Annotated in this window: 13 protein-coding genes; all 13 read left to right on the top strand. The window is 50.7% G+C overall.

What is annotated here, in order from left to right; all coding sequences use genetic code 11:
• Positions 1-188 (top strand): hypothetical protein (locus NTV65_00095; protein ID MCX6113604.1); only part of this gene is annotated, 188 nt, incomplete at its 5' end.
• Positions 189-200: 12 nt separating this feature from the next.
• On the top strand, positions 201-1,220 hold the full coding sequence (locus NTV65_00090; GenBank protein ID MCX6113603.1) for a hypothetical protein: 1,020 nt from the start codon (positions 201-203) through the stop codon (positions 1,218-1,220).
• A 44-nt stretch (positions 1,221-1,264) separates the two neighbouring features.
• Entirely contained in the window at positions 1,265-2,827 is a 1,563-nt protein-coding gene (locus NTV65_00085) for a serine/threonine-protein kinase (GenBank protein MCX6113602.1), read from the top strand.
• 50 nt (positions 2,828-2,877) lie between these two features.
• On the top strand, positions 2,878-4,077 hold the full coding sequence (locus tag NTV65_00080; protein MCX6113601.1) for an AAA family ATPase: 1,200 nt from the start codon (positions 2,878-2,880) through the stop codon (positions 4,075-4,077).
• 125 nt (positions 4,078-4,202) lie between these two features.
• Entirely contained in the window at positions 4,203-4,397 is a 195-nt protein-coding gene (locus tag NTV65_00075; protein MCX6113600.1) for a Flp family type IVb pilin, read from the top strand.
• A gap of 153 nt (positions 4,398-4,550) precedes the next feature.
• Positions 4,551-4,745, top strand: a complete 195-nt coding sequence (locus tag NTV65_00070) for a Flp family type IVb pilin (GenBank protein MCX6113599.1) — start codon at positions 4,551-4,553, stop codon at positions 4,743-4,745.
• Positions 4,746-4,837: 92 nt separating this feature from the next.
• Positions 4,838-5,740: a Flp pilus assembly protein CpaB gene (cpaB, locus tag NTV65_00065; GenBank protein MCX6113598.1), complete on the top strand. Its 903-nt coding sequence runs from the start codon at positions 4,838-4,840 to the stop codon at positions 5,738-5,740.
• A 164-nt stretch (positions 5,741-5,904) separates the two neighbouring features.
• Positions 5,905-7,452 (top strand): ATPase, T2SS/T4P/T4SS family, encoded by a 1,548-nt coding sequence (locus NTV65_00060; protein ID MCX6113597.1) that lies wholly within the window; start codon positions 5,905-5,907, stop codon positions 7,450-7,452.
• Positions 7,449-8,435 (top strand): type II secretion system F family protein, encoded by a 987-nt coding sequence (locus NTV65_00055; GenBank protein ID MCX6113596.1) that lies wholly within the window; start codon positions 7,449-7,451, stop codon positions 8,433-8,435. The genes NTV65_00060 and NTV65_00055 overlap by 4 nt, the downstream gene beginning before the upstream one ends.
• Before the next feature lie 8 nt (positions 8,436-8,443).
• On the top strand, positions 8,444-9,364 hold the full coding sequence (locus NTV65_00050; GenBank protein ID MCX6113595.1) for a type II secretion system F family protein: 921 nt from the start codon (positions 8,444-8,446) through the stop codon (positions 9,362-9,364).
• Positions 9,365-9,411: 47 nt separating this feature from the next.
• The gene (locus NTV65_00045) at positions 9,412-11,523 is read left to right on the top strand and encodes a flagellar biosynthesis protein FlhA (GenBank protein MCX6113594.1); all 2,112 of its coding nucleotides are present in this window, start codon (positions 9,412-9,414) and stop codon (positions 11,521-11,523) included.
• 28 nt (positions 11,524-11,551) lie between these two features.
• Positions 11,552-13,861 carry a hypothetical protein gene (locus tag NTV65_00040; GenBank protein ID MCX6113593.1) on the top strand — a complete coding sequence of 770 codons (2,310 nt, stop codon included), beginning with the start codon at positions 11,552-11,554 and terminating at the stop codon, positions 13,859-13,861.
• Positions 13,862-13,877: 16 nt separating this feature from the next.
• Positions 13,878-14,408, top strand: coding sequence for a TlpA disulfide reductase family protein (locus NTV65_00035; protein MCX6113592.1), 531 nt, complete (start codon positions 13,878-13,880; stop codon positions 14,406-14,408).
• Positions 14,409-14,418: the final 10 nt, after the last annotated feature.

Here is a 14,418-nt window from a genome sequence, read left to right as displayed (position 1 = left end):
TTGGACAGCTTAAACAATCACCCCATCCAAACGGGGGGGATTTGAAAGAGAGAGCTAAGTCAGCGCCAGTTCGACGCAGTGGCGTGAAGCTAGGGTTCGGAAAACAGTTATTATTATTGGCTGTCATGAGTGGCATAGCGGCGCTCGTAACGGTCATAGGATTTTTAGCCATGAAGTTTTTCAGGTAGCAGGAGGGGATTATGAGTGATGATAATAATAGAATAACAGGTAGTGGAACGGAACGGGCCCGCTCAGCCACCGGTACGCGGGTACGAAATAAGACCGTGATGCTTAATTCGGATCTAACTGGATCGGTGCGTGCCCGCTTGGGCGGCGAGTTCCAGCCAGCCACAGATTCTGGCCGTATTGGGGGGCTTGAAGATCGAGTAGTTACTGCAGATTCAAATTGGGAGGTTCCTACGGTAAGCAGCGAGATGCTCATTAAGGCTGCTGAGGGCGCCCCTGAAGGGGAGGGGGAGGTTAATGAGGAGGCAACAGAGAGATGGGCAGAGCCCGTTGAGGAGCATGCAAGTACTGTAGAGACAGGGGAGCAGGAGCAGCAATGGGAGGCCACACAGCCAGATCCTGAAGTAGCCGTTCCTGAGGACCCGCCGCAGAGCCCAGAGCAGCTACTCTACTCACCTGAACCAGAGGAGCTCCCACAGCAAGAGATCCAGTTGGAAACAACAGTACCGCAAGGGAGTCAGATCTTAAGAGCTGGAATAATAAAAACTGTACCGCAATCGGTACAGCCACCCGTACAGGTTAGCTTGCAAATAGATCCAGCCGAGATATTGGAGGCCTACGCAAAGCCTGAGCCACGCTATGTAGCTGAGCCGCGCCATGCACCTGAGCCACAACAGCCGCAGTATGAAACGGAGGCGATGCCCATAGAGAGGAGTTTAAAACCGGAGGAGATATACTGGAAGAACAACACGCAGTTAGTTGGATTCCTCGTTTCATTCGACAACGAGCCGAATGGTTTGAAGGTTCCGGTAATTGTCTCGTCTTACAAGATGAATCGGTCTCCCCGATGCATGCAATTATGCGTATTACATTGGGCAATTCAGTGCAGGTTCTTGATCAGCTCTCTGAGAGTGGTACCAGGATTCAACGCGCTGGAGGCGGGGAGGAGCAGTTTCTATCGGGAGAGAAGAGCACGCTCTCACACGGTGATGTCATTGTGTTTGGCGATCGATCGTTTTATGTCTGTCTTATAATGGTAGATGCAGTTGAATAGGACTTAATGGATTCGTAAGTTATTATGACCGATGAACACTTAATTAGTTTGCAGCCCGGTACGGTAATCGGAGGCAAGTATGAAGTCGTAAAGTGCCTTGGTTCGGGCAGCATGGGACTTGTGTATGCTTGTCGGCATCGGGAACTGCAGGGGCAAATGGTGGCCATTAAGGTGCTCTATCCGGAGGTGGCTCAGGATAAGGTGGCATCTGCGCGATTTAGGAACGAAATCCTGGCATCGTACGGCGTATCGCACCCAAACGTGGTGCGAGCATACGAGTATATACGGGATGGTGAGTTGATCGCCTATACGATGGAGTTCGTTAATGGTGGAGACTTAGCCGAGCAGCTTGGGCAGGCCGAGCGCCTGCCTATACCAGAGATTATTAGACTACTCAGTCAGATGGCTGCCGGAGTGCAGGCTATTCATGATGCTGGCATTGTCCACAGAGATCTCAAGCCAGAGAACATCCTGCTCAGTAAAGAGGGGAGCGTAAAGATAGCCGACTTCGGTATCGCTCGAAACAGGCATGGACCTAAATTGACAGAACACGGGGGTGTTGTTGGAACGATCGACTACGTTGCTCCGGAATACATGCTGCGCGCGCAGGTTGACTGGCGCTCAGATATCTATGCCCTTGGAATTCTTGCTTACGAGATGGTTACAGGAGAGTCCCCGTTTCGCGGCGACAGTGTCTACGCTACGATGACAAAACGGCTTAAGACGGACCCTGAGCCCCCGAGCAAGCACCGCTCAGATTGCCCACCTGAACTCGATGCGATAGTTCTGAAGGCGATGCAACGAGATCCGGATACTCGCTATCAGTCAGCGATGGAGATCTTTTTTGATCTGCAAAGGATAGCAGTAGATCGTGGCATGCGTTCCGCCATTACCGGCGGCCTTTTTCTTCCAAATCAGGCCGGCGGGCAGGCGACAAGTTACGTTGGGCCATCACTATCAGAGTCACCAACAGAGGGCGCTAATCAAATTAAGAAGACCCCCAATGAGACTCAGATCGCATTATCATCTGGCCCGCTCGAGCTAGGTGGCTCAGCTCTTGCTGCTGCAGGTGGGGGTCCCGCAGGGGGTGCTGCCGGAAGTTGGCAGACACGCTCCAGGTGGGGTGCGGGTAAGGAGAGCCCCACGCGCGCACGCAGCGATAGCTCAGATCCTATCGATAATTCCCCGGCCTCGCAAAATACCGAGGTTCTGAGCGCAGAATTTGTCGATTATGCCGTTGAAACTCAGACCGGGCCTGCTGCGATAACGACACAGAGGGTTGCGACACAGGGGGTTGCGACACAGGAGTTTGCTACACAGCGGCCTGCGGGAGATCTGCCACAACTTGGGGCCGCAGGAGATCTGCTCTCTGAAGGCTGGGGGCACCCAAAATCTGAGCCTCAGAAACGGGTGGTTGTATCTGATAGGGCTCGCGAATTCCCAAAGAAGTATGCCGCTACGGAGCAGAAGCGCTCAAGGACAGGCGACATAATAGCTTTGGGTTTAGCTGCACTAATCGGGATAGGTTTTGGCGTTGTTTTTTTGAAATTATTTGCACCGGCTCTGTTAGCGAAGTTCCAGTTTTAGAGGGATTTTCTTATGAAACTACTTATTATCGATCGTTCAATCGTAGCGACATGGAGATGCTTGACCTTAAGGTCAAGCTTGTAAATGAGCAGGACTTTGCGGAACGAGTTGCAGAGGCGGATGTGCTTGTGATCGGCTCCGGTCTTGGGGAGCGCGCTATTGCGATTGCGCGACAAGCGCATGTCGTCGCTCCCTGGATACAGATAGTAATGTTTGTAAATGATAGTACCTATGGGGGCGGAGTGTTTCGCTCCGCGCAATCCGCTGGTGTTCGCAAGGTCTTTCCAGATAGCGCCAGCCCGCTTGATTTTCTGCAGGAGCTAGTCGCAATTAACTCTGATTTTCGCAAAGATGGTCGTACACATGAGGGGCGGGTTATTGTTGTTGTGCAGGCCAAGGGTGGCGTTGGTGCGACCTCAGCAACGGCCGCATTGGGAGAGGTTTGTAGCGCCTACAACAGGAGGACGATGCTGTGGGATCTCGATGTAGAGACCCGAGATCTGAGTCGCTCTCTGACGGTAAATGGCGCCGAGGCCAAGGTAGTAAGCGCCTGGGTTAATGGCAGTCGAGAGATTAATCGTGAGTCGATGAGGGACGCCCTGATCCCCATTAGTAGCGAGGTCTCAGTTCTAATGTCTCCCGATAGATTCGCTGAATCGATCGATCTTGCCTGCCACGCAGATGGCATAGGTATCGCACAACGAATCCTTGAACTCTCCCGAGTAATGTTCGATGTAGTCTTAATCGATACGGGGGGGCGCATGGGGCCAGCAACCGGCACCCTTATTCGTGGCGCCGATGTGGTGCTGGTAGTACTAGATGACACCATCCTGGGACTAACGGCGGTTGATCTTTACTTAACCTTTATCAAGGGATTGATGGGAAGCTCTGAGCGGCTCTGCTTTTTGGTTAATCCGTACTCCGGTGCCCTCATGAGCGTTCAGCAGATAGCGGCTGAACTTGAACCCGCACATAAGCTTGGGGATCTGCCGTGGAGGTTGCCTGCACTACCCTTTGATCCGAAGGCGGCGCTATGGCCTGGGAGCGGTAAAACGCTCTACAGTATGGGCAATAAGGCCATGAAGCAGACCTTCGATAAGATAGCGCGCGAGCTTGGCCTAATCGGAGCCCAGGAATCTGCTGGTGATAAGTTTACTCCATCCCCCAGGGAGGGGCGCGAATCAAAGGGAACGAATGGGGGCTGGCTGCAAAGGATCTTTAGTAAGAAACAGGAGGTCTCCGCTCGTTAGCTTTGTAGGCGCTAAAGAAATACCCTTGCGAACAGATGGTGTTAGCTAGTATCTCTATGGCCATTGAGCTACATCAGTAGTTGTTTTTAACCTTAACTATTTGTACCCTTGTACGGAGATTTTATATGGCACAGCCAGAATTATTAAACAGAGAGCCCGTTAGCGCAGAAGCAACTTCTCAACACCGCCAGCGTGGAGCCTCACTCGTAGAGTACGCACTCCTAGTTGCATTGATTGCGGTGGTCGCAATCGTAGGGGTACGGGCATTGGGAACACAGGTATCGACGCAGTTTTCAAATATTGGATCTGCTGTAAACTAATAGTGGTTAGTGCCCTGCAGAGGCGCTTTAAAGCAGGGTTAATCTGCAGGGAGTGAAAGCTATAGTGTTTCTGCTAGTATCTCTATGGCCATTGAGCTACATCAGTAGTTGTTTGTAGCCTTAGCTATTTTTGCCCTTGTACGGAGATTTTGTATGGCACAGCCAGAATTATTAAACAGAGAGCCCGCTAGCGCAGAAGCAACTTCTCAACACCGCCAGCGTGGAGCCTCACTCGTAGAGTACGCACTCCTAGTGGCATTGATTGCGGTGGTCGCAATCGTAGGGGTACGGGCATTGGGGACACAGGTATCGAGGCAGTTTTCAAATATTGGATCTGCTGTAAACTAATAGTGGTTAGTGCCCTGCAGAGGCCCTTTAAAGCAGGGTTAATCTGCAGGGGATCAGAGCTACCGCGTTTCAGATAGTATCGGGATATCCATATGATCGGAGGTAGTGGGGGTGAGGCTAAAATCGCAAAGGATACCTCCGCAATACTGAACATAGTGATAATTTCGCTCCTGGCTATCTGTGTCGGGGTAGTGGCGTTCTATTTACTTAGTGCCAAGCAGGTAGAAACCCCACAACAGGTTGTACAACAACAGCCGGCAACGGAGCTGGTGGATGTTTTAGTGCCGATCAATGAGATCGAGGCTGGAGTTCAGCTAACGGCAGCTATGTTCCGTAAGGAGACACGTGCTCTGGTTACGGGAAGTACCAACATAGTGACTAGCTTTGATCAGTTAAAATCTACCTATGCCGCATCGTTTATGGCACCCGGCCAGCCGCTATTAATGGACTACATCACAGCCAAGCCCCCTCTTAATCAGATCCAGGCTAACATTAAGGATGGGTTTAGAGCGGTGACGATGGCCGTTGATGCAACAACAAATGTCGAGGGCTGGGCCAGGGCCGGAGCAAATGTTGATGTTATGTTGTCACCCACACAGGGTCGCCCGACGGTGACGATCGTCGTGCAAAATGCCAAGGTTCTCTCGGCCTCCCGTAGTACAAGTGGAGATCCAGGTGCTGGGCCAAGTCAGCCCAACGAGAAGACCACCGTAACGATTATGGTCAGGGGCGAAGAGGCAGCCAAGATTCAGCTCGCCTCTGAATCAGGTATACTTAGCTTAGCGCTGCGTGGTGATGAGGAGAGCGTAGCCTCACCTGAGAATAGCGCCATTACGATTGATTCAATCTTAGGGATCTCTACAAGGCCCCCCTCTAACGAGATACCGATTGACGGCAGGGTTAAGGTAGGGGGAAAGGAGTTTAATCTTATTGGTGGTAAGCTAGTTCCGGAAAATCACACCAATTCAGCGCCCCTTGGAACTCCTGCGCGATAAGACCCTAAATGGGTCAGCGCCCACCTAGGCAAGATAGAACGTAGTTATCTAATCCGATCTAATTATCTGTTTTTCGTAATTATTTGTTATGCTTTTTTTCTATTCGGCCGACATCTGTAGGTATAGGGGGAGCATACACCCTAGCGATTAAAAGAGGGTTCTCTATGACAGGCTCAGAAAAAGATGGAAAAGATGGGTTACTCGGAGTGTTTTCAACCAGAGCCTCTCATAGTAGGGGTGCGGAGGAGCCATCAGGCGCTAGCGCGGCAGCAGCGCAAAAACCGGTAGCAAAAAGCTCTCAGGGTTCTGCACAACCTACGGGAGCGGTAGCTGCCAGTTCAACCCAATCCTCAACCCAATCATCCGTGCAGCAACAAGCGCGCGTTACTATCGATGCAAAGACCCAGGAGATGTCAGCTACGGCATCAACTATTATGCGCGAAGCGCGCCGAGAGCTTGGCAGTGACCTCACCTTGCAACAGCAGATGACCAATGCGGCCACAACCGAGCAGGTTATAATACAGGCAGTAGATCGGGTTCTTCGTAAGCGCGGTGAGGCGCTTGATGATATTGAACGGGTCAATATCATCATTCATCTGCAAAAGGATCTGGTTGGATGGGGCGTACTACAGCCTTTAATGGACAACAAAGATGTGACAGATATTCACGTATACGATTACAAAACTGTAGTCTTGCAGCGTGGCAAGATAAGCGAGACTACCGGACTTAGTTGGCAAAATAATCAATCATACGTTACTTTCATTGACCGACTTTTGCTCAGACTTGGCAAATCATTAACCACACAGCAACACACCGTTGACGGGTCGTTCCCTAACGGTGTCCGTATATGCGCGGTCCATGAGAGCGTCTGCGGTCAACGTGGCCCGATGCTATGTATTCGCATCCCGCGCATAAGTGATGTGAGCCTCGAGAATATCATTTCGTATCAGGTCGCCCCACCGCTAATCGTTAATTATCTAGCTACACTTGTACGCAGTGGTTTAGCAACTATTATGGTCTCAGGCGAAACAGGGACCGGCAAGACAACCCTGCTCAAATGTCTCGCGACACAGTTCGGACTGACCGAATCTATTGTGGCGGTAGAGGATACTCCGGAGCTTAACTTTGAGCATCCATACTTTCGCTCTCTAGTATCTAGGCCTGCGAATGCGGAGGGTATTGGTGAGGTGACCTTGCAGGAGCATATTAAAACTACCCTGCGAATGACACCCACGCGCGTCATTCTCGGTGAGATGAGAACTCCCCTTGCGGCAGAGGCCTTCCTTGAGAGCGCGCAGACGGGGCACGTTGGAATGTCAACGGTGCACGCCAGAAATGCGCGCGAAACCCTGGTGCGGCTTGAGAGTTTGCTCGGACGAGCGCAAAAATCAGTTTCAGTTGAGATTATTCGGCAACAGATAGCGCTAGCGATAGATTGTGTCGTGTGGCTTCTTAGAGAGAAGGGTAGTGGTAAGCCCCGTATAGCCGAGGTGATTGAAGTTGGACATTTTGTAGAGGGGGTAATTCAGGTCCGGCCTATGTTTTCACTCATTAAACAGGGGATTAAACCGGTCTGGCGGATCGAATCATGGACAAGCAACTTCGATGCAGAGCTAAAAGCAGATGGTATTCACTTAGGTGACTCACCACCAGAGATTACGATTGGCCCCCCTGTTAAGGGGCCAGGGGGAGGAGGCGCTAAAAATATATGACCCCCATGGCTCTTCTGGCATTGGTTGCAGCGGTTGTTGCATGTTGTTTGGTGGTGGCACTCGTTGTGCGCCTACCCATTAGCGGCAGAGCTATATCCCCATTCTCTACCAGGCAGAATATACGCAACATCATCGTATCTCAGCGCGAGGCTAGGGACTCTGTAAATAATAAAGAGGGCCCCTCCGTTGTCGCAACTGCGTTGCAGGAGGAAACTGTAGAGCGGAGCGCCGAAAATCGCCTTACGATCCGCAAGAAATTAAGGTTTGCGCAACTTCCAAACGTTCCACCATATGCCTTTAGTTTAGCGCAGATCTTCGTCAGTCTAGTTATGTTCCTGATAACGAGTATGTTCTTCGATTCAGTTCTACAGATTATCGCCTTGCTATCAGGAGCGGTTTTTATGAATTGGCTGCTTAATAGGCGTATCGATCGCCGCTTTGAGCGCTTTGATGCAGATTATCCCCAGTTCCTGCTGGCCTTTGTTGGCATGCTCAAGACGGGACTCAACCCGATTCAGGGCTTGCAGGCCGCTGCGGAAGGTCTTGAGGAGAGCTCCCTCGTCCGTGAAGAGGTGCAGATTATGTTGGAGAGACTTCGCATGGGGGTCTCGGAGGAGCGCTCGATAGGCTCCTTTGGCGAAGATATACATCACCCCGAGATCGAGCTTTTTGTGCAGGCACTGATACTAAGTCGACGTGTTGGAGGGAACCTCTCTGCGACCATCGATCGCTTAGCGAAACAGGTGCGCAGACGGCAGTTTTTCAGGCGTTCAGCTAATGCTGCAGTAGGTCTTCAGCGCGGCTCCATCTGGTTTATCCTCGCTATCCTGATGGCCTTAGAGGGATATCTTTATTTCGTATGGCCGGAGTGTGTAACGATTACTTGGACCCATCCAACCGGTAGAAGTGTGGGGCAGGCTGGCTTGACTGGCATTGTGATTGGGCTGTTCTGGATTAGGCAGGTGACTAAGCTGCGAGTATAGGGGTGGATATGGAGCTCTCTCTCATAATTCCTGTTGCTGCAGGCTGTATCGCAGTCGCCTGTCTTGCGTTCCTGCTATACCTGCGCTTTATGCGCACAACGGGAAGTTTTAGGGATCTCATGGGCTCTGAGGAGTATACGAGCGCCATGGCTGGGCTGCGTGAGAGTATTAAAGAGGATGAGAGCGGAGATCAGCTCGAAAGGTTTCAGTCGGTTATTCGACAGGAGCAGAAAAAAAAGGGCTCGCTCACTACCGAAGAGAAGATGTTCCGAGCAGGGATCTTCTCTGAGGGCCAGAAAAATGATTTTAAGCGGCTACAGGTTTTAATGCCGATTATTGGAGTTTTTGTTTTTGCTCTGATTGGGCGTGCTTTTGGGGGGTTGGAAAGTGTCTTTCTGTGCGCCGTTATAGGAATTATCCTTGGGTTTTATCTCCCCATTAAGATCCTTGATCGACGTGTAAAAGCGCGCCTTGATGACATTCTGTTCTATTTGCCCCTCGTAATCGAGCAGGTCTCGATCGGTGTAAGTAGCTCACTTGATATAGGCCCCTGCATAATGCGGATAGTGCAGATGGCTGATGAGCGCGATACTCATAACGCCGTCACCGAACTGTTGCGCTATGCACAGTTTCACATCAAGTCGGGAGCAAGTCTGGAGGAGGCTCTTAATGAGGTGGGTAGGATGTCAGGAAGTCACGAACTCAAACACACCTTTATGGCGTTATCTCAGGTGGCAAAGTTTGGAGGCGAGATCTCAAAGCAGTTGCAGGATATGGCGGATTCCGTTGCGTCACAACGCGAGTCGCAGATCGATGAGCGAATTAAAAAGCTTGAGTTAGATGCGACCGGTCCGGTTGCTTTGGTATTCTTTGGTTTCTTGGTTATTCTGATGATCGGATTCGGGCTACAGATTATAACGCAAATATAGGATGTTTGCTGTGAGAATAGTGTTTTTGATAAGCGTCAAAAAAGCAGATGGTAATTAACAGGCTCAGATACTCCGATATTGTTCTGACGGCCTTTGTGGTCGCCATTGCAGCTATGTTGATCGTTCCGCTGCCAACGCAGCTACTAGATATCCTACTGGTTCTTAACGTCTCATTCTCTATCCTGCTGCTGCTGGTTGGGCTCTACGTTGCTAATTCAGCGGCGCTCTACACCTTTCCAACGATCCTGCTTCTAGGCACCCTCTTTCGTCTGGGGCTTAACGTCGCTTCTTCGCGCTTGATCCTAAGCCAGGGGGATGCTGGACATGTAATTGAAGCCTTCGGAACGTTCCTAATCCGAGGAGAGGTAGTTGTCGGGGTTATAATCTTTTCGATCGTTACGGTGGTTAACTTTATCGTAATATCGAAGGGCGCAATGCGCGTCTCTGAGGTGGCGGCACGCTTTGCGCTCGATGCGCTGCCTGGTAGGCAGATGGTAATTGATAACGATGCACGAGCAGGGGTTCTCTCATCGGAAGAGGCTCGTAAGAAACGCGACGATCTACGGCGTGAGTCGCAGCTATATGGCTCTATGGACGGAGCTATGAAGTTCGTCCAGGGAGATGCCATAGCAGGGTTATTCATAATCTTTGCAAATATACTCGGCGGTATATTTATGGGGGTATCCTCTGGATTGTCGATCCAGGATGCCGTGCAGATGTATACGGTGCTTACCATTGGTGATGGTCTAGTAACGCAGATCCCAGCTCTTTTGACCTCGATCTGTGCCGGTATTATAGTTACCCGGGTCTCCTCATCTGAAAATTCAAGTTTAAGTGCAGATCTGCGCGTGCAGCTCTTTGCACAGCCAGCTATTCTGTTCGTTACGGCGGGCATCTTAGTGCTTTTTGCGATGTTGCCAGGCATTCCAGCCCTCCCTTTTATCGCAGTTGCGAGTGCGGCGGTGGGAGCAGGGGTTATTCTACTGCGCCGCATGCGAGCAGATCCAAACATGGCGCTACAGTCCCAGGAGTATTCTCAGATACCTGGACTGCCGGCCCCGCAGCACGGGCGCTCTGAACACGACCCTGATCATGAGGGTCTAATTATCGCATTGGATAGTGGGGTTCTATTTAGGTCGTATCGTGGAGCGGTTCCACGTTATATTTCGTGGTGGGGCGCTTTTAGGGCTTCATTGTATGCAGATGTTGGGCTGTTGTTACCAGAGATACGGGTCGTAGCGGATCAGCTTGGAGCAGCTTCATCATATAGAGTTAGTCATGCCGGTATAGAGATGTTTTCTGGGCGTGTTTTACCGGACGCTCTGCTGGTTGAGATCTCCAGCTCGCATGCGGCGATTCTCGGATTGAAGGTACTGTTACAAGAGGAGCACCCGATGTCGGGCCACAGGGTCTTCTGGACCCCCTACTCCCCCCACGTTCGTAAGATGCTCGATGTAGCTTCAATCCGCAGCTACGATTTTTTTGAGTTTATTGGACTTCAGATAGCGAGCTTCTGTGTGCAGCACCCGCAGGAGTTTATATCGGTAACCGACGTTCACTCATTGCTACGACAGGTTGAAAAGAGGCATCCAGGATTAATTGCTGAGGGCTTTGGCAAGGAGTTCGTATCGGTGCCGAAGTTGACTGAGATCATCCAAGAGCTGATCAGGCAGGGGGTTAGTGTGCGGGATTTTAGGGCGGTTACCGAGGGAGTCGCCTCTTTCTGCTCTACGAACGGGGTATCTCTTGATAACGACGGTACGGTAGATGTCGCGCGGGTTGTAGATCATCTGCGTAGCAATCGTCGACGACAGATCTTGAGGAGATTTATCGGCGCAGCCAGGGCGCTAAGGGTCATTTCATTGTCGAGTGAGGTTGAGCAGATCTTAAGCGACGCAGAGCTAGAAAGTAGGACATTGCCGCTAGCTCTTGAGGCTGAGGTATATGAGGCCATCTCCAACGGGCTGCACACCGTGTTAAAGCCAGCTTTTGAATACGGTGTCGTCCCGGTTGCGATACTTTGTTCAGATGAGGTGAAGTTAAAGGTGCTCTCAGTAACACGCAGCATGACTAGGCGTCTCTTTGTAATGACCTTTGGAGATCTCGATCCAGCGGTACCAGTTGAGCAGGTTGGTATCTGGAATATAGCGCATCGGTAGGAGTTGCAGGATTATTGGAGGATGGGTAATGCAGACAGCTAAGGGAAAAAGAAGAGATCTCCCTGCTCCGCTCGATCAGTACCTCTCGTGTGAATCGAGGATCTCGGCCACATTTTCAGCGCAGGCATTTAAGGCAGTAGAAAAAAAATCGCGCAATAGCGTAGGGCTATGGATTAGCAGAGAGCCTTTATCGGTCGAGGAGGAGCTCCGTTTTGTAACACATGCCGCAGAGTTTTTAGATAGGGTCTCAAGCTTTAATAGCGCTAGTTATGGACTTGATACCAACCGGCACGGTTTTATAGTTTTTAGTCTTCCAACGGGGCGACATATTAACGAGGGCGCTCCAGAGGGTAGCGAGCTTGAACGGCGCTATTTGGGGTGTATCAGGGCGATAGAAGTAATACACAACAGGGGCTTGTGTTGCGGTGATATCTCTCTTGAATCATTTCTGCTTGGGCGCGAGGGCGAGGTGCTGTTTATAGCGGGGCTTGGGCTTCTTTCGGATCCAGAGGAGCTGCCCAAGCAGGGGAGGGATGAATTACTTGAGTTGCGCGCATATCAAGCCCCTGAGCAGCGCGTAGGCGGGCAGGAAAGCGCTAAAGTTGATGTGTATGCCCTGGCTGCGCTCGGATACCGACTCTTTTCAGGGGCGCCGCTGATACAGGCAGGGCTTGGTATACAACCTGGTAATGAGCAGGAGATTGCGCCAATCCTAGGAGCGCCGGCTTGGATTAATCTACTCATACCGAGCATTCTTAATTCTTCTCTTGATAGTCGTCCAGGTAATGCCTCTGAGCTGATGAAGGCAATAGGTAATGCCAGGGAGACAAGCTTAAAATCTGCACAAAAAGTAGTACTGGCTGACATAGATACAAAAAACGCGCAGTTTGAGATCGCAGGAACGCGGGTTTTAGATGGGGCGCCGCGAGCTGCTCCACGTAGAGCTATAGATCGTGTTGCGCTATTCGCTATAGGTTGCGTGAGTATAGTAGTTCTGCTTGGATTGGGCTTCTCAAAGGTCTCCGAGTACGCAGGGCTGAATAAATCAAACGGCTCGCCGCGAGGGATACAATCTGTATCTGATCTTCCGCCGGCCTTTACTGAGAAGATAGGAGCCTCTGTTCTCTCTGACGATCCGTTTGCACATGAAACCCTGATCAAAGCATTAAAGGAGGCCGAGGATGATTCGCAACGTTCTGCAATTATCGACGGCATATTGTCGCGCTCTAGACGACTTGGATTATTGCGCTCTACGGACCTTATGCGGAATTGGTTGCAAGAATCTCGCATACGGGCAGATAACTTATTGTTTATTAAGCTATTAAACCCAGCCCTCCCAGGCAAAACTAGGCTCGAGCTTCTGCGTAATGCGTATGCCGAGGAGCGACAGGAAACAGTTCAGTTGGCGGCTGCATTAGGGCTAGATCTCGGAGAGCCTGAAGCTTTAAGAGAGATATTTATGATGGCCGCAAAAGAGCTGGCGGGATTTATGGATCATGAGCAACATGGGGTGTTGGCTATCCTGATCGCTATGCCGCAAGTTCGTACACTTTATCTTGCAGATATTCTCGAGCTAAAAGATCAGATAAGTTCGGTGGATATATTGTGGGTGCTTGACAAGTTCGTACAGCAGCACGAGTCAGAACTGCGTACTATTGCGGCGCTTACTATTGCCAAGGGTGCGGTAAGTGGCCCGCGAGTAGTTTTTGTAGAGGTGTTGCGTAATGGGGTAGGATTGTCACAGCGAGAGCGTTCGGCGCTAGTCTCTGCGGCACAGGGGAAGATCTCGCGTGCTACCGTATCTACACTCGCTGTGTCCTACACAGCCGAGGCTCCTAAAGCGTTGCTCGCAACGATTTTACTAGCAGAGGATACCGAGGTGCAGCGAAGTGCCTACGAGGCGCTGATAGCCAAGCCCATAAACGATCCCTATCTGCGTTCGGTAAGGGATTCTATTCGAGACCGGGCGCAGCGCGAGAGATATGGGCAGCTCGTAGCTACTATTGGGCTAAGTAATTATCTATCTGATGAGCAGTTTGCGAAGGGCTTAGAGGTGCTTAAGAGCGGGCCATTAGATCAAGGGTTGATTACTGTATTACTTCAAGATGGCCCAGCACGGGTAGTATTTGAGGTTATAACACAGCTCGGCGATCGCTTGGAAAGCGGAGTTTTTCTTGATCTATTAAGACATCCCGCCAAGGAGGTCCGGATTAAGGCCTTGCAACGCCTAGTTGGGAACAATAATGTTATTGCCATAAAGCTCATCAAACAGTACTACGAAGAGGAGCTTGATCTAGATGTTAGGGCTCAGTACGAGCGTACCCTTGCTCAAGATTAACGGTTAAGGATGGCGGATGAGATTTAAACAGATCGTGCAGATTATGCGGGGCATTCTTCCATTTGTTCTCTTACTAAGCATGCTGAGCGGTTGTGCATCTGTCTCAACGAATGCTCTGGAGCTTATAGGGCAACCTGCGCCAGAGGCCAGGTTGATGATGTTAGAGGGGGGCGATATCGCCATTCGTGCAAAGGATGGGAGAACGAAGGTATTACTTTTCTGGGCGACATGGTGCCCATATTCAAGGAGCGCGATTGAAGATTTTGAAGAGCTTGCGCGCGAGTACGCGAATAGGAGTGATATCTCTTTCTACGCCGTTAGTGTTGATAATAATCAGGATATAGCAGAGCTATTGGGGCGGATCTCTGAGCAAGATCTCAGGGTGGTGCAACACGTTTTCTCCGGTAACGATATACAGGACGAAGTTTTTTTAAGCTTGCGTGGCAAAACCATCCCCTATGCGGCTGTGATAGATAAATCTGGCTTCGTTAGATTTCTGGATATCGGCGTTTCTGGACTAGATGATTATCTTGCAACGCTAGATTGATGCTCTAGCT

This window comes from Pseudomonadota bacterium (assembly GCA_026390555.1).
Taxonomy (GTDB): domain Bacteria; phylum Bdellovibrionota_C; class UBA2361; order UBA2361; family OMII01; genus OMII01.
This window is presented reverse-complemented; position numbering and strand designations above follow the sequence as displayed.